The sequence below is a fragment of the Klebsiella sp. JN_Kp121 genome (assembly GCF_040062145.1).
In the GTDB taxonomy this organism is placed as follows: Bacteria; Pseudomonadota; Gammaproteobacteria; order Enterobacterales; family Enterobacteriaceae; genus Klebsiella; species Klebsiella aerogenes.
In genome coordinates this window covers 580861-600657 of record NZ_JBEAHX010000002.1, presented here as the reverse complement: position 1 = coordinate 600657, position 19797 = coordinate 580861, and the positions used below count along the sequence as shown (strand labels likewise).

Genomic DNA, 19797 nt, shown 5'->3' with positions numbered 1-19797 from the left:
CTGGAGTGGTTATGAGTCAGCAGGACGCGGCCAGGCAACAGGCCAATACCCGAAACAACATCCGCGTGGTGTCTATTTTTACCGCCGCGGCGATCGGCATCGTCGGCGTATTGGTGATTCTTTACGCCTGGCAGTTGCCCCCTTTCACCCGGCATAGTCAGTTTACCGATAACGCTTACGTGCGCGGTCAGACGACGTTTATCAGTCCGCAGGTTAACGGGTATATCACCGCGGTGAACGTCAAAGATTTCGATACCGTTCAGCCGGGACAGGTGCTGTTCCAGATTGACGATCGCATCTATAAACAGCGGGTGCACCAGGCGCAGGCAACGTTGGCGATGAAACAGGCGGCGCTGAAAAACAATCAGCAGCAGCGGAAAAGCGCCGAAGCGACCATCGTCAAAAACGAGGCCGCCTTGCAAAACGCCCGCGCGCAGAATCAGAAAACCCAGGCCGATTTAAAACGCGTACAGGAACTCACCGCGGACGGTTCGTTATCCATTCGCGAACGCGACTCTGCGCGGGCCAGCGCGGCTCAAGGCGCAGCCGATATCGAACAGGCGAAAGCCACACTGGAGATGTCGCGCCAGGATCTGCAGTCCACTATCGTCAATCGCGATTCGCTGGAGGCCGATGTGGCCAGCGCCAAAGCGGCGCTGGAGCTTGCCGAAATCGACCTGCAGAATACGCGGATTATCGCCCCGACGGCCGGGCAACTGGGGCAGATCTCCGTACGCCTCGGCGCCTATGTCAGCGCCGGTACGCATTTGACCTCGCTGGTACCGCCTCAGCACTGGGTTATCGCCAACCTGAAAGAGACACAGCTCGCCGAGGTGCGCGTCGGCCAGCCGGTCACCTTCTCGGTCGATGCGTTGAACAGCGAAACCTTCCACGGCAAAGTACAAAGTATTTCGCCAGCGACCGGCGTCGAATTCAGCGCGATCTCGCCGGATAACGCGACCGGCAACTTTGTCAAAATCGCCCAGCGGATCCCTGTCCGTATCGCGGTCGATGAGGGGCAGAAAAACAGCTATCGTCTGCGTCCGGGGATGTCGGTGCAGGTGACGATTGATACCCGCGCGGAGAATAAACAATGATCCGCCCGTTAACCCTTGCCGTGGCGCTGGCGCTGGCGCTGGTCGGTTGTCAGTCTGCCGATGTCCCACGTGCGGAGCCCACGCTGGCGATCCCTGCCGCCTGGCGTGCCGATGTGGGTCCTTCCAGCCCGGTGGAAGGCGTGTGGTGGCGCAATTTTCACGATAGCGCGCTTAATCAGTATGTCGATCGGGCGTTGCGCTACAACAGCGACGTCCTGATCGCCCGCGAGCGAGTTAACGAGTATCAGGCGCGTGCCTACGCCGCTGATAGCAGCTTATTCCCCTCGCTTGATGCCAGCCTGACCGGTACCCGCGCTCGCGCACAGTCCGCCGCGACTGGTCTGCCCATCCACAGCACGCTGTACAAAGGCGGCCTGACCGCCAGCTATGACGTCGATATTTGGGGGGCCAACCGCAGCGCCGCCAGCGCAGCCGAAGCCAGCCTTGAAGCGCAGAAAGCCGCTGCCGCCGCCGCTAATCTGACCGTGGCGACATCGGTCGCCGTCGGCTACGTCACCTTGTTGTCATTAGACGAGCAGTTGCGGGTCACCCGCCAAACGCTGAAATCGCGAGAAGATGCGTGGAATCTGGCTAAACGGCAGTATGAAACCGGCTATACCTCGCGCCTGGAGCTCATGCAGGCGGATTCCGAACTGCGCTCGACGCGGGCGCAGATCCCGCCATTGCAGCATCAAATCGCGCAACAAGAGAACGCCCTGAGCGTTCTCTTGGGCGACAATCCCGGTGCGGTAAAACGTAACGAGTTCGCACAACTTAGCCCGCTACGCCTGCCCTCACAGTTACCCTCGACGCTAATGAGCCGCCGTCCGGACATTGTGCAGGCTCAACGCCAACTGGTGGCCGCTGATGCCACCCTCGCGTCGTCGCAGGCGCAGTTGCTGCCTTCCATCAACCTTACCGCCACCGGCAGCCTGCAGGACAGAACGCTACCGGATCTGCTCGACAACCCGCTGCGATTATGGAGCCTTGGCGGCAGTATTCTGGCGCCGTTACTCAACCGCCAGGCGCTAAATGCGCAGGTTGATGTCTCGATGGCCCAGCGCAATCAGGCGTTATACGGATATGAGAAAACCGTACGCGGCGCGTTCAAAGAGGTGAACGATAGCCTGGATGCCATCAGCCGCTACAGCGAACAGTTAAGCGAGCTCCAGGAGCAGGAATCGGTCGCCGCAGAGACGTTGCGTATCGCGCAGAACCGCTATCGTAACGGCTACTCTTCCTATCTGGACGTGTTGGATGCGCAACGTACGTTATTCTCCACTCAGTTGAGCGTGGTGCAGGTGAAAAATAACCTGCTGCTGGCGCAGATTGATTTGTACCGGGCGCTGGGAGGCGGCTGGTCTGACTCATCAGGGAGCTAAATGGGGAAGCGTAATATGCAACAACAGTGGTCGGCAGTAGACAATTATTTGCTTGAGGCCTTAATCCCCGGCGATCCTGTGCTCGATCGGGTACTGGAAAACAACCATCGAGCCGGGCTGCCGGCACACGATGTCGCCGCCAATCAGGGGCAGTTTCTCGCCCTGCTGGTACGGCTTACCCAGGCTAAGCGGATACTGGAGATCGGTACTCTCGGCGGCTATAGCACCATCTGGATGGCGCGCGAGCTTCCTGCCGACGGCCAACTACTCACGCTGGAGGCCGACGCGCATCATGCCCAGGTGGCGCGGGAGAATCTGCAGCTGGCGGGCGTTGACCAGCGGGTCACGCTGCGAGAGGGGCCGGCGCTACATTCTCTGGAGGCGCTTGGCGAATGTCCCGCTTTCGACCTGATCTTCATCGATGCCGATAAGCCGAATAATCCCCACTATCTGAGCTGGGCGCTACGTTATTCCCGCCCAGGAACCTTAATTATTGGCGATAACGTGGTACGCGACGGTGAAGTGGTCAACCCACAGAGCGCCGACGAGCGCGTTCAGGGCGTGCGTCAATTCATTGAGATGATGGGCGCCGAGCCACGGTTGACGGCAACGGCGCTGCAGACCGTGGGCACTAAAGGCTGGGACGGCTTTACTCTGGCGTGGGTAAACGCTTAAGCGAGTAGCCCCGGTAAGCGCAGCGCCTCCGGGGACAACCAGCCAGGCTACGGCGTAATTTGCTCCATCGCCTGCAACACGCGTTTGTCCGAGATCGGATACGGGGTACCCAACTGCTGAGCAAAGAAGCTGACGCGCAGCTCTTCGATCATCCAGCGGATCTCCTGTACGTCGTCGTCATCGCGGCGATTCGGCGGCAGCTTATTCAACCACTGCTGCCACGCCTGTTGCACGCTCTCGACTTTTAGCATCTGCGCGCGGTCACGATGCGGGTCGATTGCCAGCTTCTCAAGACGTTTTTCAATTGCCTGCAGATAACGCAGCGTATCGCCGAGGCGGCGGAAACCGTTGCCGGTAACAAAGCCGCGATAAACCAGACCCGCCATCTGCGCTTTAATATCCGACAGCCCCAGGGCCATCGTCATATCTACCCGCCCTTTCAGACGCTTATTGATGTTAAATACCGCCGTCAGGATCTGCTCGACCTGCTTCGCGATATCGACCACCGTGTCGTTCAGTTCGGCGCGCACTTTATCGTGCAGTTTACTAAAGCCCTCTTCGGTCCACACCGGGCCGCCGGCTTCATCAATAAGCTTGTCAACACCACAGGAGATGCAGTCGTCAATCAAATCCAGCACCTTGCCATAAGGGTTGAAATAGAGTCCCAGTTTGGCTTTGTTGGGCAGTTTCTCGTGCAGATACTTAATCGGCGACGGAATATTGAGCAACAGTAAACGGCGCAGACCACGCCACATCGCCTGCTGCTGTTCCTGTGGATTATCAAACAGTTTGATGGCGACGCTGTCACGCTCGTCCACCAGCGCCGGCCAGGCTTTCACCTTATAATTACCGCGCTTCTGTTCGTAACTCTCCGCCAGGGTGCCGAAACTCCAGATATGCAGCCCGCTCTGTTCAATACCATCGTCGGCCACCGCCGATAACGTCTCCTGAACTTTACCTTTGAGCGCGTCTTTTAAGACCTGCAGAGAGCGTCCTTCCTGCAGTTTCTTATTTTTGTCATCCACCACCCGGAAAGTGATTTTCAGGTGATCGGGCACCTGATCCCACTGCCAGGATTCGCGGTCGATGGTCACGCCGGTCATTTTACGCAGCTCACGCTCCAGCGAATCCAGTAGCGGCAACGCCAGCGGCGTCGCGCGGCCTAAAAATGCCTCGGCGTAATTAGGCGCCGGGACGAAATTACGCCGAACGGGTTTCGGCAACGATTTGATTAATGCGATGACCAGCTCGCGACGCAGGCCAGGGATCTGCCATTCAAACCCGGCTTCCTCTACCTGGTTGAGCAGCGGCAGCGGAATATGAACCGTTACGCCATCGGCATCCGCACCGGGTTCAAACTGATAGCTAAGACGCAGTTTAAGATTGCCCTGATGCCAGAAATTCGGGTAGTCCAGTTTACTGACCTGCTCCGCCCCCTCTTTAATCAGCATGCTCTTTTCAAAATTGAGCAAGTCTGGCGTTTCGCGGCTGGCCTGCTTCCACCACTTATCAAAGTGGCGAGCGGAGATGACATCGTGGCTAATGCGCTGGTCGTAAAACTCGAACATCGTCTCGTCATCCACCAGGATGTCGCGACGGCGCGACTTATGCTCCAGCTCTTCGATTTCAGCACGCAGCTTCAGGTTATCGCGGAAGAAGGCATGCCGCGTCTGCCAGTCGCCCTCTACCAGCGCGTGGCGGATGAACAGCTCACGACACAGCGCCGGGTCAATCTGGCTATAGTTGACCTTACGCGCGGCGACGATTGGCAGACCGTAGACGGTGACCTTTTCTGTCGCCATTACCGCGCCCTGCGACCGCTCCCAGTGCGGTTCACTATATGAACGTTTAATCAGATGCTGGGCCACAGGCTCGACCCACTCCGGCTCAATGCGGGCGGCAATGCGCCCCCACAGGCGGCTGGTCTCCACCAGCTCCGCAACCATCGTCCACTTCGGCGGCTTCTTGAATAGACCAGAGCCGGGGAAGATAGAGAACCGCGCATTACGGGCGCCGGTATACTCCTGTTTATCGGAGTCCTTCATCCCGATATGCGACAACAAACCGGTCAGCAGCGCGGTATGAATTTCACGGTACTCCGCTGGCTCGCTGTTGATCGGCAGGCCGAGTTCTTTCACTACCTGGCGCAGTTGGGTGTAAATATCCTGCCATTCACGCACGCGTAAATAGTTGAGGAAATCCACCCGGCACTGGCGGCGGAACTGATTCGAGGAGAGCGCCTTTTGTTGTTCGCCGAGATAGTTCCACAAATTGACAAAAGCAAGGAAATCAGACTCTTTATCGTGGAAGCGACGATGCTTTTCATCGGATGCCTGCTGCTTGTCCATGGGGCGCTCGCGCGGATCCTGAATCGACAGCGCGGAAGTGATGATCATCGCTTCACGCACGCAGCCATGTTTCTGCGCTTCCAGCACCATCCGCGCCAGACGCGGATCCACCGGTAGCTGGCTGAGCTGGCGGCCCAGCGGGGTCAGCTTATAGGCCGTTGCCTGCTCATCGGTGGTGATGGCGCCGAGCTCTTCCAGCAGACGAACGCCATCCTGGATGTTGCGCTTATCCGGCGCTTCGACAAACGGAAACGCAGCGATATCGCCCAGCCCCAGAGCGGTCATTTGCAGAATGACCGAGGCCAGGTTGGTACGCAGAATTTCCGGGTCGGTAAATTCCGGCCGCGACAGGAAATCGTCTTCCGAGTAAAGACGAATACAGATGCCTTCAGACACACGTCCGCAACGGCCTTTACGCTGATTAGCGGAGGCCTGTGATACTGGCTCGATAGGCAGGCGCTGCACTTTTGTACGGTAGCTGTAGCGACTGATGCGAGCGGTACCCGGATCGATAACGTATTTGATGCCCGGAACCGTCAACGAGGTTTCGGCAACGTTGGTTGCCAGGACAATACGCCGCCCGCTATGGGACTGGAAGACCCGGTTTTGCTCACTATTGGATAAACGAGCATACAGCGGCAGCACTTCGGTGTGACGCAGATTGAGCTTATTCAACGCCTCGGCGGTATCGCGGATTTCCCGCTCGCCGCTCATAAAGATCAGGATATCGCCGGGGCTTTCACGCCCCAGTTCATCGACGGCATCAAAAATCGCCTGTAGCTGATCGCGTTCGCTATCGTCCGCCTCTTCAACAATGGGACGATAACGTACTTCCACCGGGTAAGTCCGCCCGGAAACTTCGATAATCGGCGCATGATTAAAGTGGCGCGAGAAACGTTCCGGGTCGATGGTTGCCGAGGTAATGATGATTTTCAGGTCCGGGCGGCGCGGCAGGAGCTCTTTCAGATAGCCCAGCAGAAAATCAATGTTCAGACTGCGCTCATGCGCCTCATCAATAATGATGGTGTCATACTGCATCAGCAGGCGATCCTGCTGGATTTCCGCCAGCAGGATACCGTCGGTCATCAGCTTAACCATGGTGTTTTCGCTGACGTGGTCACTGAAGCGCACTTTATAACCAATACAGCCGCCCGGCTCGCTCTGCAGCTCTTCAGCAATACGGTTAGCGACGGTGCGCGCCGCCAGTCGACGCGGCTGGGTGTGGCCAATCAGGCCTTTCAGGCCGCGCCCCAGCTCCATGCAGATTTTGGGTAGCTGAGTGGTTTTACCAGAACCGGTCTCACCGGCGACGATCACCACCTGGTGATCGCGCACCGCTTCGAGAATCTCTTGTTTTTTCTGGCTAACCGGCAGGTTTTCCGGATAGGTGATTGCCGGACGCGCGGCTTCGCGTAGCAGGACTTTCCCTGCTGCCTGCTCTATCTCCCGCGCCATCTCGTGCAGAATGGCCTGCTGGGCATCAGGATTTTTAACCTTCTTTGCGCCATGCAGGCGGCGGCTATAGCGCGATTTATCGCGCAGCATCAGACCATCGAGCCGTTCATAGAGCTGCGAGAAAGTGATTTTTTGTTGTTCTGTCATAACGTTATCGGGCAGCGCTCTGCCGGAAAAATCTCTCATGAAATATTGCTGTAGATTACCACATCTATAGAACTCATGCCTTGTTCAAAAAAATTGAACATAGGATTCGATATATTGCGCTATCTCTGCGGCATGATTGTGAATACAGTGTCAACAAGCACCAGGGCATTGACCCGTCAATCACATTAAAAGGAAACACCCATGAGCAAAGTATTAGTTCTGAAGTCCAGTATTCTTGCAGGGTACTCGCAATCCGGCCAACTGTCCGACTATTTTGTTGAACAATGGCGTGAAAAACACGCAGGCGACGTTATCACCGTGCGCGATCTGGCGGCAAACCCGATTCCGGTTCTGGATGGTGAACTGGTTGGCGCGCTGCGTCCGAGTGATGCACAGTTGACCGCACGTCAACAGGAAGCGCTGGCGCTGTCCGATGAACTGATCGCTGAACTGAAAGCTAACGATGTGATTGTTATCGCCGCGCCGATGTATAACTTCAACATCCCGACTCAGCTGAAAAACTATTTCGACCTGGTTGCCCGCGCAGGCGTCACCTTCCGTTACACCGAGAAAGGTCCGGAAGGCCTGGTCACCGGTAAACGTGCGGTAGTACTGACCAGCCGCGGTGGTATTCATAAAGATACGCCGACCGATCTGGTTACGCCGTATCTGACCACCTTCCTTGGCTTTATCGGCATCACCGACGTGAATTTCGTATTTGCTGAAGGTATTGCTTATGGTCCAGAAGTTGCGGCCAAAGCGCAGTCCGATGCCAAAGCGGCTATCGACAGCGTAGTTGCAGCCTAATATTTGACTCCTCTCGCTGCCTGCGGGAGGAGAGTTTTACTTTTTCTCGTAGCGCAAATACCCCACCACGCCTCCGCCGCCATCTTTTGGATGATTCACGCCGTCGTTGACCTCCACGCAAGGAAAATCGAAAGGCGAAACGCCATCAATGCAGGCCACATTTACCCCATACTGCTGCGGGTTTGATCGCCGTTGATGAAAGGTGTAGATCCCGCATACCGAGCAGAAGAAGTGCACGGCTTCCCCCGTATTAAAGCGATACTCTGTGAGCTTATCCCTTCCGCGTACCACCTCTATTCCTGAACGCGGCGAAGAGACCGCGACCGCCCCACGCATTCGACAATATGAACAGTTACAGCGACGAACGGTGTTGAAGCCATCGCTGAGCTCAACGGTAAATGCCACCGCACCGCAGTGACAATGAGCGGATAATTTCTCTGCCATTATAGTTACCCCTCAGGTTTAGGATTTTGGCCGCAGGTTTTCGTCAAATTCCAGACGCTTGCGCCCGGCCTCCATCTCTTTTAATGGCTCCACCTGATGCAGCGTCTGCTTACAACGTTCGACCAGCACCTGGTATTCACGGGTACCGTGTTTTTTCCACTCCAGCTCCTGTTCGCTCAGCGTACGAATCGCTTTTGCCGGGCTGCCGATGATCAAATGGTTAGCAGGCATTTCCGCTTTCGCTTTTACGAAGGCGGAAGCGCCGACAATACTATTTTCGCCAATTACTGCCCCGTCGATAATCACCGCGCTCATTCCCACCAGCGCGTTGCGGCCAATCACACAGCCGTGCAGGATTGCGCCGTGGCCGATGTGACCGTCCTCTTCCACCACGGTATCCTGGCCGGGGAAGCCGTGCATGACGCAGTTATCCTGAATATTGGCTCCGTCTTTAACTACAATACGGCCGAAGTCGCCGCGCAGGCTGGCATTTGGCCCAACATAGACCCCCTTACCCAGGATCACGTCGCCAATCAACACGGCGGTTGGGTGGACGTAGCTCTCATCCGGCACCACTGGCGTCAGCCCATCAATCTGATAAATCGGCATGCAACCTCCTTAGACGCCCGGCAAACCGCCAAAGCGTTGAAAATAAAGCGGACCCGGCGCGGGAAGCTCGCCAACTGAGCTTTCGCCTTTTTCGCCGACAAAGGCCAGCGCGCCTGGCGTCACGCGTTGATAAATATTGATGCACAGCTGCCGCGCGGTTTGCCCGGCCCAATGCGCCGGCAGGAGTTCTTCCGGCAGCAGCGGGTCTTTAAGCACCACACGGCGATAGAAATGGATAAGGAGCAGTTGGATCTGGAAACAGCGCTCCGGTGTCAACTCTGACGGCTCGCTGTCGCGCAGCAGCGGCAGTAATGGTCGGAACAATGCGATAAACGCCTCGTACATCTCATTTTGTTCGGTGAGATGCCAGCACTCCTCTACGCGGTCGCGTAGCGCCGCCCTTGAGAGCGCCAGCGGCGAATGGGCTTCAAAGCAGATGACGTTTTCGGCAACGCCCGCTTCATGTAGCAGCGATTGGACATCGGCCAGTTTTTGCGACGGCGAGGCCAGCAGGCTCGGCGCCAGCGCGCCAAATCCCTGCCATAACAGTTGCTTTTTGACTTCCGCCAGAACCGTTTTTTCTAACCCTTCCGACAATAGCAGCAGCCAGGTTCCGTCCCATTCCGGGGCATTCGCCCGATAAATTTTATGTTCCGCGCGCCGGGTCAGACGTAGCCCTTTATCGCTCAGGCGATAAAAGCTGCGTCGGCCGATACGCACGACATCGAGCCACTCTTCTTTATTGAGACGGAATAGCGCAGTGCGGACAAAGCGCTCGCCAAATCCTAATCCTTCCAGCAGCGCCGCGACGCTACCCAGCCACACTTCCCCACCGCGTTGTAATAAAGCGTCGCCATACAGCGAGGCAATCAATGACGTACCGCTGATCGGCATCGCCGTCACCGCTTGTTGAATAAAGGCGTCGAGTTTACTCATCTGATTCATTCTGTTGTTATATTTTTCCTTTATAAATCATAGCACAGGAAATTCCCGGCTTATGGCGTAAAGGCCTCAGCCGGGTTACCGGGGAGAGAATTAACCGCTGACCACCGCTTTACGCAGGTCGAATACCCGACAGGCTTTCCCTTCAGAGCGAGGAATGCTGCCGCAGTTGACGATAGTAATATCGGTGGAGATCCCGACCATCGACTTAATGCGGTGACGCAACTGATGGCAAATCTGGCAGCGTTGTTCATGACTTAACGCCAGCCCGCTCTCTTTCAGCTCAACGCGTACCGCCAGCGAATCAAGATGACCGCGGCGATTGACCTCTAACTGATAGTGCGGCGCCAGGTGTTCAAACTTGAGGATCTCCTCTTCCAACTGCGATGGGAAGACGTTAACCCCGCGGATAATCAGCATATCGTCGCTGCGTCCACTGATGCGATCCATGCGGCGCATGGTCCGCGCGGTTCCCGGCAGCAAGCGAGTCAGATCGCGGGTACGATAGCGGATCACCGGCAGCGCCTCTTTGGTCAACGTGGTAAACAGCAGTTCGCCATGCTCGCCATCTTCCAGCGGCGTACCGTCGTCCGGGTTGACGATTTCCGGGAAGAAGTGGTCTTCCCAGATGGTCGGGCCGTCAACGGTTTCCAGGCACTCCATTGCCACCCCAGGCCCCATCACCTCTGACAGACCGTAAATATCCAGTGCGGTGATACCCAGGCGGCGCTCGATTTCCGCGCGCATCGCCAGCGTCCACGGCTCGGCGCCAAAGACGCCGACCCGCAATGAACAGCCGCGGGCATCGCCGCCCATCTGGCGCTCCAGCTCTTCAATCAGATTCAGACAATAAGACGGCGTCACCATGATCATATCCGGCTGGAAGTCGCGGATCAGCTGCGCCTGTTTTTCGGTCTGTCCGCCGGACATCGGGATCACCGTCGCCCCTAAACGCTCCGCGCCGTAGTGCGCGCCAAGGCCGCCGGTAAACAGGCCGTAGCCGTAGGCGACGTGAATTTTATCTTTTGCTGAACCACCGGCCGCACGCAGCGAACGGGCGACAATATTGGCCCAGTTATCAATATCGTTTTGCGTATATCCCACCACCGTCGGTTTGCCGGTGGTGCCGGAAGAGGCGTGAATGCGCACCACCTGCTCCATCGGCACCGCAAAGGTATCGAAGGGATAGTTGTCGCGCAGATCTTGTTTAGTGGTACAGGGGAATTTTTTCAGATCGTTTAATTCCCGAAAGTCGTCAGGGTGTACGCCGGCGGCGTCGAATTTGCGGCGATACATCGGCACATTTTCATACGCATGCTTCAGCGTCCATTTCAGGCGCTGGGTTTGCAGAGCCTGCAGTTCATCACGCGATGCGGTTTCAATCGGATCTAATTTTGTAGTAGTTATCATTGTAGGGTACTCGCAGGTAAATTAGCTCACACTCGCTCGAGGATCATGGCAATGCCCTGACCCACGCCAATACACATCGTACACAGCGCATAACGCCCGCCCCGGCGTTGCAGCTCAAGGCTGGCGCTCAGCGCCAGTCGCGCGCCGCTCATGCCCAGCGGATGACCTAACGCGATGGCGCCGCCGTTGGGATTCACGTGCGCCGCATCATCCGGCACGCCGAGTTGTCTGAGCACCCCCAGCGCCTGCGCGGCGAAGGCCTCATTCAGCTCTATCAGATCCATATCGTTAATATTGAGTCCGGCTCGCTCCAGCACTTTACGCACTGCCGGTACCGGCCCCAGCCCCATCAGGCGCGGTTCAACACCCGCCGTCGCCATCGCCACGATACGCGCGCGCGGCGTGAGCCCCTGTACGCTGGCCTGCTGTTCACTGGCGATAATCAGCGCCGCTGCGCCATCGTTAACGCCAGAAGCATTTCCAGCCGTAATGACTCCGCCTTTACGGAACGGCGCTTTTAATAGTGCGAGTTGCTCAAGCGTGGTTTCCGGGCGGGGATGCTCATCATCGCGTACCGCGCTGACCGCCCCTTTCTTGCCGATGATCTGCACCGGCACGATTTCCTGCGCCAGAATGCCATCGCGCTGGGCCTGCGCCGTGCGCTGCTGGCTACGCCAGGCGAAAGCGTCCTGGTCGGCCCGGCTGATATTTAACAATTCAGCTACATTCTCTGCCGTTTCCGGCATGCTGTCAGTTCCGAATTGTTGCGCCATGAGCGGGTTCACAAAACGCCAGCCAATCGTGGTATCAAAGAGTTCCGCCTGACGCTGATACGGCGTGCTGGCTTTTCCCATCACGAACGGCGCGCGCGACATCGATTCCACGCCGCCAGCAATCAGCAGATCGGCATCGCCGGCTTTGATCGCCCTGGCGGCAAAACCGATCGCATCCAGACCCGATCCGCACAAGCGGTTAATCGTGGTGCCCGGCACGGTATGCGGGTAACCTGCCAACAGCGTCGCCATGTGCGCCACGTTGCGGTTATCCTCACCGGCCTGGTTCGCACAGCCGAAAATCACATCATCAATCGCTGCCGGGTCGAGCCCGGGGTTACGGCTCAGCAACTCACGTAGCGGGATCGCCGCCAGATCGTCGGCGCGGACGCCGGCCAGCGCTCCGCCGTAGCGGCCAATCGGCGTGCGGATCCCGTCACAAATAAAGGCGTCGCGCATTACACTTCTCCCGTGATTGTGCCGCCGATACGGTGCGATTTGCCGCGGAACAGGGCCACAATCTTTTGCTGTTGATTAACAATTTCGATGTCGTAGACGCCGGTCAGCTTGCCCTGCTGTTTGACTCTTGCGGTGGCGACCAGCCTGTCGCCGGCAAACGCCGGACGAAGAAAATCAATATTTGCCGCCGAAGCCACCGCCGCCAGCCCCTGGCTGTTACAGGCGTAAGCGAAAGCGGTATCGGCGAGCGTAAATAGCTGGCCGCCGTGACAGGTCTGATGGCCGTTAAGCATGTCCGCCGAGACGGTCATGCTCATCTGCGCAAAACCGTCGTCCATTTCGATAAGTTCAATCCCCATCTTTCTGGCGCAAGTATCTTTTTCGTACATCACGCGCGCGTTGCGCCACGGATCATTGCTCATGGTGCTTCTCCATCAGCGCCTTCTGGCGCAACAGGGAACTGGGGCGATAGCGCTCCTCGCCATAATGGTGTTGCAGGTTCTCCAGCAGTTGCAGCACCCGCCGCCAGCCAAGGCGTTCTCCCCACGCCAGCGGGCCGTGCGGATAATTGACGCCAAGGCGCATCGCGGTATCAATATCATGCGGGCTGGCGATCCCTTTTTGCACCGCATCCAGCGCTTCGTTAATCAGCATCGCCACCGTGCGCCACACCAGCAGGCCGGGATAATCGGCAATACGCAGAACTTTCTTGCCCTGCTGTTGGAAGTAATGCACGGCCTTATCAGTGGCCGCAGGCGCGTTGGTCGCCGCTGCTGCCAGCACCACCGTATCGCTGGCGCACAGGTCATATACCACCACCGGGCGGTGATGCTTAACGCTTAGCGCCAGCGCGGTCTCGCCTTCGGTCTCCAGCAATAAGAGCTCATCGAGTTCTGTGACACTGTCACTTATAGCTGTAATGGATTGAGCGCCAATAGATACCGTCGGCAGCGCCGCGTCCGGCTGCGTCTCCGCGGGCCAGCGATAGACGCCGTGGCCGCTCTTTTTACCCAGCCGCCCGGCCAGCGCCAGCTCTTGCTGGAGTAGCGATGGCAGGTAGCGGCGGTCCTGCCAGAAAGCGTTAAACACCGAACAGGTCACGGCGAAGTTGACGTCCTGGCCAATCAGGTCAGTCAGCGCCAGCGGTCCCATCGGAAAACCGCCGCCGTCACGCAAAGCGGCATCGATAACCTCAGGAGCGGCAACCTGTTCTTCCAGCGCGCGCCAGGCCTCAGCGTAGAACGGACGCGCTACGCGGTTAACGATAAATCCCGGCGTTGAGCGGCAGCGTACCGGCTGTTTCCCCCAGCCGCTTACGCACTGGCACAGCTGCTCTACCACCTCAGCAGACGTCTCCAGGCCACTCACCACCTCGACCAGCTTCATCACCGGCGCCGGATTAAAAAAGTGCAGCCCGGCCACCCGCTCCGGGTTTTTGACCCCGGCGGCGATGGCGGTAATCGAAATAGACGAAGTGTTACTGGTCAACAACGTTGACGGCGCACAGATCTCCGCCAGCTGCGCGAACAGCGTCGTTTTGACCTCCAAGCGTTCAGAGGCCGCTTCAATTACTAAATCCGCGTCGGCAAGCGCGGCTAAATCGTGGGCCGGATGCAGGCGCGCCAGCAGCGCGTCGGCCTGCTCTGACGCCAGTTTGCCGCGCTCGACCCGCGATGCCAGACGCATAGCAATGCCGTCGATCGCCTGGGCAATCGCGGTTTGATTAATATCGAAAATACGCACCGGATGTCCGGCGGCAGCGGCTACTTCAGCAATACCGGCTCCCATGGTGCCGCTGCCAATCACCGCCACGGTGGCTAAGGATGTTGTCATGGCCTATTTCCCGCTGAACTGTGGTGGCCGCTTGGCCAGAAACGCGCTGACCCCTTCGCGGTAATCATCGCTGCGCCCGGCCAGGCGCTGATAATCGCGCTCAAGATCCAGCTGCGCATCAAGACTGTTGGTTTCAGAAGCCAGCAGCGCCTTTTTAATCAGCCCAAGACCAAACGTCGGTTGCGCCGCCAGATGGCGCGCCAGTTGCAGACTGGTATCCGCCAGTTCTGAATCGTCCACCAGTTGCCAGATAATCCCCCACTGCGCGGCCTGTTCCGCGCTGAGGCTATCGCCCAGCAGCGCCAGCCCCATCGCGCGAGCGCGGCCGGCCACCCGCGGCAGGAACCAGCTACCGCCGCAGTCCGGCACCAGGCCGAGCTTGCTGAACGCCATCACAAATTTGGCCGAACGCGCGGCCAGCACGATATCGCAGCCCAGCGCCAGGGTGGCGCCAGCGCCGGCGGCAACGCCGTTGACCGCGCAGATAACCGGCTTCGGCAGCGCCGCCAGACGGCGCACTAACGGGTTGTAAAAGCGTTCTACCGACATGCCGAGATCCGGCGGCGGGCCGCTGGGGTCGACATTGCGGTCGTTCAAATCCTGGCCGGCGCAAAAGCCGCGGCCGGCGCCGGTGATCAGCAGGCAGCGTACGCCATCATCGCGCTCGGCCTGCTTCAGACATTCCGCCAGCTGTTGATGCATCAGATCGTTAAAACTGTTGAGACGGTCCGGGCGATTGAGGGTAATGGTCATGACGCCCTGTTCCACTGCGCTGAGAATGAAAGCTTCCACGATTAGCGTCCTTTAAATTCCGGTGTACGTTTTTGTAAGAAGGCGTCGATGCCTTCGCGGCGGTCCTCGGTGGCGCTCAGCAGGCTAAACAGCTGGCGCTCCTGTTGCAGACCGGCCTGCAGGCTGACTTCCTGCGACAGGCGCAGCGACTGTTTTGCCGCCCGTAGCGCCAGCGGCGAATGGCGGGCAATGGTGGTTGCCAGTTTCAGGGCATACTCATCGGTTAAAGCCGCCGGATGGATATCGCTAACCAGCCCGGCCTGTTGCGCCTGGCGGGCGTCAATACTCTCGCCGCTCAGCACCATCCGGCTGGCCAGCGCCTTGCCAACGCTGCGGATCAGCCGCTGGGTGCCGCCAGCACCCGGCATAATGCCGAGGGTAATTTCCGGCAGGCCAAAGCGGGCGTTGTCGCCGGCGACAATCAGGTCGCACAGCAGAGCCAGCTCGCAGCCGGCGCCGAGCGCGTAGCCGTTGACCGAAGCGATGAGCGGTTTAGTAAAGGCATCGATTCGCGCCCATAACCGTGGGCGAATATCATCAAGGGTGGCAGGCAGATCTTTTTCCGCCATTTCATTGAGGTCAGCCCCGGCGGCGAAAAAACGCGCGTTACCGCTGATAACGCAGACGCCGACGCTGTCATCAACTGCCGCGGCCTCCAGCACCTCGGCAATCTGGGTTAATAAGGCATTGTTCAGCGCGTTGCGGGCCTGCGGGCGGTTCAGCGTCAACTGAAGCGCCCGGCCATGACGGTGGATCAGCAGGTCACTCATGCCATCCCCCGCGCGTCAAAGTCGACCACTACATCGCCGCTGGTCGGCAACGACTGGCAGCTCAGCACGTAGCCCGCCGCCAGCTCATCCGCTTCCAGGCTGTAATTGGCGGCCATCGCCACTTCACCGCGTAGCACTTTGCATTTACAGGTGGCGCATACCCCGCCCTTACAGGCGAACGGCAGATCGGCGCCCTGACGCAATGCGGCATCCAGGATGCTGTCGTCTTCGGCGCTGAGGGCGATAAGCCGATCGCGCCCGTCCTGACGGATGGTCACCGTGCGCCCTTCCGCCTGCACTCCAGCGGCCCGCTTCACATTGCCGCCTGGGGTATTAAAGCGTTCGAGATGAATCGATTTCTCCGCTACGCCAAGTTCACGTAACGTCGCTTCCGCCTCGTCCATCATCACCGCCGGCCCGCAGATAAAGGCCTCGTCGAAACGGCTGAAATCCAGCAGATGGTCAGCGAGCTGGCGCAGTTTGTCGCCGTCAATGCGCCCCTGTAGCAGATCGCTGTCCATCGACTCCTGGCTAAACAGGTGTATCACCTGCAGGCGCTGCGGATAGCGGTCTTTTAAATCGGCCAGCGCCTGGCGGAACATCATGCTATGGCTGCTGCGGTTGCCGTAGATCAGCGTAAAGCGGCTTTGCGACTCGGTCGCCAGCGTCGCGCTAATGATCGCCATCATCGGCGTGATCCCGGAACCGGCGGCAATCGCCAGATACTCACCCTGCCGTTCGGCCTGCGGTTGATAACCGAAATGCCCCTGCGGCACCATCACTTCCAGCTCCATACCCTGCTGGATATCGTGCTGGGCGTAGCGCGAGAAGCGCCCGCCGTCGATGGCTTTGACCGCGACGCTAATTTCGCCTGGCGTGCGGCTGCGACAAATGGAGTAACAGCGGCGCAGTTCTTCGCCGCCCAGACGGGCTTTTAGCGTCAGATGCTGGCCCGGGCGAAAACAGTATTCCGCCTGCAGGGCTTGCGGAATCGCAAAAGTGATGGTCACCGCATCGCGGGTTTCCGGCTCGACTCTCGCCACCTTAAGCGAATGGAACGTCGTCATGGCAACCTCAAATACATTTAAAGTAATCAAAAGGTTCCCGGCAGCTGTCGCAGCGATAGAGCGCTTTGCAGGCCGTGGAACCGAATTCGCTAATCAGCGAAGTATGGGTGCTGCCGCAGCGCGGACAGCTCACCTCAGCGGGCATGTCCGCATGGCAGGCGTGCCCCTGGGGCGGGCTGATGCCGTACTGGCGCAGGCGCTCGCGAGCATCCTGACTCATCCAGTCGGTGGTCCACGGCGGATCCAGCTGCAGGACGATATGCACCGGCAGAAAGCCATGCTCGCTCATGACCGTACGGATCTCGCCCAGCAGATGCTCCGTCGCCGGACAGCCCGAATAGGTCGGGGTAAAGCCAATCACCCAGCCGTCGCCATGGCGCGCGACGCTGCGTACCATACCGAGGTCGGTGATGGTGAGTACCGGCACTTCCGGATCCGGGATCGCGCTTAATAACCCCCAGATGGTGCGAACCTCTGCAGGAGCGATATCGGCAAGACGTTGCATAGTCACCTCACTTACCACTGCAGTCCGGGATGCGAACGCTGCAGATATTGCATCTCCGCCAGCAGCGGGCCGAGATGTTCACTGTGCAGCCCCTGTTTGCCGCCGCTGCGGAAGGCCGCTTCCTGCGGGATTTGTAAGCCGGAGTCGAGCAGCGCCGTGTGTACCGCGCTTTGCCATTCGGCCTGAAGCTCACGCGGATCAACCGCAATGCCCTGCTCAACCAGGCTGAGATCCACTTCATCGGCAAGGAACAGTTCGCCGGTGAAGCGCCACAGATTATCGACCGCCTGCTGCATTTTGCGATTTGATAACTCGGTGCCGTTACCCAGACGCTCCAGCCAGCCGCGGCTAAAGCGCTGGTGGTAACGCACCTCTTTCAGCCCTTTAGCGGCAATGGCCGCCAGCTGCGTATCGCGGCTGTTCACCAGGCGGCTGAACAGAGCGACGTGCCAGACATCGATAAAGAACTGGCGGGCGATAGTGTCGGCAAAATTGCCGTTTGGCTGCTCCACCAGCAGCAGGTTGCTGAACTGGCGCTCATCGCGGCCAAAGGCCAGCGTATCTTCATCGCCGCAGCCGTTAAGCTCGGCGGCATAGCTTAAAAAATTGCGCGCCTGGCCGAGCAGGTCGAGGCCGATGTTGGCCAGCGCAAGATCGATCTCGAGCTCGGGAGCATGGCCGCACCAGGCGCCTAAACGCTGGGCCAGAACCAGACCATTGTCGCCAAGACGCAGGGCGTAGGTGGCTACGGGGTTAGGATTATTCATCGCCGCCTCACATATGTTCCATGCCGTCCGGCACGGTATAGAAAGTCGGATGACGGTAGACTTTGCTTTCCGCCGGGTCGAAGAATTCGCCGCGATCTTCCGGCTGCGAAGCAACGATTTCGCTAGCCTTCACCACCCAAATTGAGCAGCCTTCGCTGCGGCGGGTGTAGGCATCGCGGGCATTCTCCAACGCCATTTGATCATCGGCAGCGTGCAGACTGCCGACGTGACGATGGGATAACCCCTGTTTGCTGCGAACGAACACTTCATATAACGGCCAGTAAACTTTGCTCATGTTGTCTCTCCTCATGCCGCGCTGCGGGCCTGCTGTTTTTGCGCATGGGCCAGCGCGGCTTCGCGCACCCATTCGCCCTCTTCCCAGGCCTTACGCTTGGCGGCCAGCCGCTCGTGATTGCAAATGCCACGGCCGCTAATCACCTCGTTAAATTCCTGCCAGTCGATTTCGCCGAAGCGGTAGTGGCCGCTGGCTTCATCAAACTGCAAATCCGGGTCCGGTACGGTCATACCGAGGATCTCTACCTGCGGCACGGTGTTATCGACGAAGCGCTGACGTAGCTCGTCGTTGGAGTGCAGTTTGATTTTCCACGCCATGCTGCGGGCGCTGTTCGGCGAGTTGTCATCGTTAGGGCCAAACATCATCAGCGCCGGCCACCAGAAGCGGTTAATAGCGTCCTGCAGCATCTGCCGCTGCGCGTCATTGCCCTGCGCCAGCGCCATGCAGGCTTCAAATCCCTGGCGCTGGTGAAAACTCTCTTCTTTGCAGATTTTGACCATCGCCCGGGCATAGGGGCCGTAAGAGGTCCGGCACAGCGCCACCTGGTTGACGATGGCCGCGCCATCGACCAGCCAGCCGATTACGCCGATATCGGCCCAGCTCAGGGTCGGGTAGTTAAAAATAGAGGAGTATTTCATCTGCCCGTCGAGCATTTTCTGATACAGGTCTTCCCGGGCGCAGCCCAGCGTTTCCGCGGCGCTATAGAGATACAGCCCGTGTCCGGCCTCATCCTGTACCTTAGCCAACAGAATCGCTTTACGGCGCAGCGTCGGCGCACGGGTAATCCAGTTGCCTTCCGGCAGCATGCCGACAATTTCCGAGTGCGCGTGCTGACCTATCTGACGAATCAAGGTCTTACGGTAGGCATCCGGCATCCAGTCCCGCGGTTCGATGGCCGTTTCCTGCGCGATGCGCTGGTCAAAGCGTTGTTCTTCTGTCACGTCATCACCTTTATGATTCCGATATTAACAACAAAAACATTTATGTGAATCACTTTGTTTATTGAAGGTTACATATTGGTTAAATAAAACCACAAATTTTGTTTGTTCTTTTTGTGATGATAACCGCAAAACCTTTTGTAAATAGCATCAATAACAGTCACATAAGCAAAAACCCCAATTAACCACCGATCACAATGTTAATAAAATATTAAATATAGACTTGCATTTTATGATTCATAAAAGAACTATTTATAGTAATCATGCGTAACACATTTGGAG

General features: G+C 58.1%; 19 protein-coding genes. 4 read left to right on the top strand and 15 right to left on the bottom strand.

The window, feature by feature from the left end; all coding sequences use genetic code 11:
• Positions 1–11: 11 nt before the first annotated feature.
• From ABLU86_RS05485 to ABLU86_RS05475, 3 genes are read left to right on the top strand one after another with little or no spacing between them, the layout of a single operon-like run.
• A complete protein-coding gene (locus ABLU86_RS05485; protein WP_015705600.1) occupies positions 12–1097 on the top strand; it encodes an HlyD family secretion protein in 1086 nt (361 codons plus the stop codon).
• The gene (locus ABLU86_RS05480; protein ID WP_032722512.1) at positions 1094–2479 is read left to right on the top strand and encodes an efflux transporter outer membrane subunit; all 1386 of its coding nucleotides are present in this window, start codon (positions 1094–1096) and stop codon (positions 2477–2479) included. Before ABLU86_RS05485 ends, ABLU86_RS05480 begins: the two co-directional genes overlap by 4 nt.
• The gene (locus ABLU86_RS05475; protein ID WP_072201346.1) at positions 2480–3154 is read left to right on the top strand and encodes an O-methyltransferase; all 675 of its coding nucleotides are present in this window, start codon (positions 2480–2482) and stop codon (positions 3152–3154) included.
• Between the two features lie 47 nt (positions 3155–3201).
• Here the strand turns inward: ABLU86_RS05475 and hrpA are convergent, their stop codons facing one another.
• Positions 3202–7104 (bottom strand): ATP-dependent RNA helicase HrpA, encoded by a 3903-nt coding sequence (hrpA, locus tag ABLU86_RS05470; protein ID WP_058676192.1) that lies wholly within the window; start codon positions 7102–7104, stop codon positions 3202–3204.
• A 201-nt stretch (positions 7105–7305) separates the two neighbouring features.
• On the opposite strand from hrpA, the gene azoR reads away from it, so the two are divergent.
• Positions 7306–7911, top strand: coding sequence for an FMN-dependent NADH-azoreductase (gene azoR, locus ABLU86_RS05465; RefSeq protein ID WP_015366346.1), 606 nt, complete (start codon positions 7306–7308; stop codon positions 7909–7911).
• A 36-nt stretch (positions 7912–7947) separates the two neighbouring features.
• On the opposite strand, the gene ABLU86_RS05460 is transcribed toward azoR, so the two are convergent.
• The 14 genes from ABLU86_RS05460 to paaA form a co-directional block, all read right to left on the bottom strand.
• A complete protein-coding gene (locus ABLU86_RS05460; protein ID WP_031590551.1) occupies positions 7948–8358 on the bottom strand; it encodes a GFA family protein in 411 nt (136 codons plus the stop codon).
• A gap of 15 nt (positions 8359–8373) precedes the next feature.
• The gene (gene paaY, locus ABLU86_RS05455; RefSeq protein WP_020078643.1) at positions 8374–8964 is read right to left on the bottom strand and encodes a phenylacetic acid degradation protein PaaY; all 591 of its coding nucleotides are present in this window, start codon (positions 8962–8964) and stop codon (positions 8374–8376) included.
• Positions 8965–8973: 9 nt separating this feature from the next.
• Complete coding sequence (gene paaX / locus ABLU86_RS05450; RefSeq protein ID WP_026612287.1) at positions 8974–9900, bottom strand: phenylacetic acid degradation operon negative regulatory protein PaaX; 927 nt, start codon at positions 9898–9900, stop codon at positions 8974–8976.
• Between the two features lie 99 nt (positions 9901–9999).
• Entirely contained in the window at positions 10000–11316 is a 1317-nt protein-coding gene (gene paaK, locus ABLU86_RS05445) for a phenylacetate--CoA ligase PaaK (RefSeq protein WP_004224503.1), read from the bottom strand.
• Between the two features lie 26 nt (positions 11317–11342).
• A complete protein-coding gene (gene pcaF / locus ABLU86_RS05440) occupies positions 11343–12548 on the bottom strand; it encodes a 3-oxoadipyl-CoA thiolase (RefSeq protein ID WP_015366342.1) in 1206 nt (401 codons plus the stop codon).
• Positions 12548–12970 carry a hydroxyphenylacetyl-CoA thioesterase PaaI gene (paaI, locus tag ABLU86_RS05435; RefSeq protein ID WP_015366341.1) on the bottom strand — a complete coding sequence of 141 codons (423 nt, stop codon included), beginning with the start codon at positions 12968–12970 and terminating at the stop codon, positions 12548–12550. The genes pcaF and paaI overlap by 1 nt, the downstream gene beginning before the upstream one ends.
• Entirely contained in the window at positions 12960–14381 is a 1422-nt protein-coding gene (gene paaH, locus ABLU86_RS05430) for a 3-hydroxyacyl-CoA dehydrogenase PaaH (RefSeq protein ID WP_015366340.1), read from the bottom strand. Before paaH ends, paaI begins: the two co-directional genes overlap by 11 nt.
• A gap of 3 nt (positions 14382–14384) precedes the next feature.
• Positions 14385–15173, bottom strand: a complete 789-nt coding sequence (gene paaG / locus ABLU86_RS05425) for a 2-(1,2-epoxy-1,2-dihydrophenyl)acetyl-CoA isomerase PaaG (protein ID WP_015366339.1) — start codon at positions 15171–15173, stop codon at positions 14385–14387.
• 2 nt (positions 15174–15175) lie between these two features.
• Complete coding sequence (gene paaF / locus ABLU86_RS05420) at positions 15176–15943, bottom strand: 2,3-dehydroadipyl-CoA hydratase PaaF (protein ID WP_015366338.1); 768 nt, start codon at positions 15941–15943, stop codon at positions 15176–15178.
• Complete coding sequence (paaE, locus tag ABLU86_RS05415) at positions 15940–17010, bottom strand: 1,2-phenylacetyl-CoA epoxidase subunit PaaE (RefSeq protein ID WP_015366337.1); 1071 nt, start codon at positions 17008–17010, stop codon at positions 15940–15942. The genes paaF and paaE overlap by 4 nt, the downstream gene beginning before the upstream one ends.
• Positions 17011–17017: 7 nt before the next feature.
• Positions 17018–17515 carry a 1,2-phenylacetyl-CoA epoxidase subunit PaaD gene (gene paaD, locus ABLU86_RS05410; protein ID WP_004224495.1) on the bottom strand — a complete coding sequence of 166 codons (498 nt, stop codon included), beginning with the start codon at positions 17513–17515 and terminating at the stop codon, positions 17018–17020.
• Positions 17516–17526: 11 nt separating this feature from the next.
• Positions 17527–18282: a 1,2-phenylacetyl-CoA epoxidase subunit PaaC gene (gene paaC, locus ABLU86_RS05405; RefSeq protein WP_015705612.1), complete on the bottom strand. Its 756-nt coding sequence runs from the start codon at positions 18280–18282 to the stop codon at positions 17527–17529.
• Positions 18283–18289: 7 nt separating this feature from the next.
• Positions 18290–18577, bottom strand: coding sequence for a 1,2-phenylacetyl-CoA epoxidase subunit PaaB (gene paaB / locus ABLU86_RS05400; protein ID WP_002902768.1), 288 nt, complete (start codon positions 18575–18577; stop codon positions 18290–18292).
• An 11-nt stretch (positions 18578–18588) separates the two neighbouring features.
• Positions 18589–19518 (bottom strand): 1,2-phenylacetyl-CoA epoxidase subunit PaaA, encoded by a 930-nt coding sequence (paaA, locus tag ABLU86_RS05395; protein ID WP_015366333.1) that lies wholly within the window; start codon positions 19516–19518, stop codon positions 18589–18591.
• Positions 19519–19797: the final 279 nt, after the last annotated feature.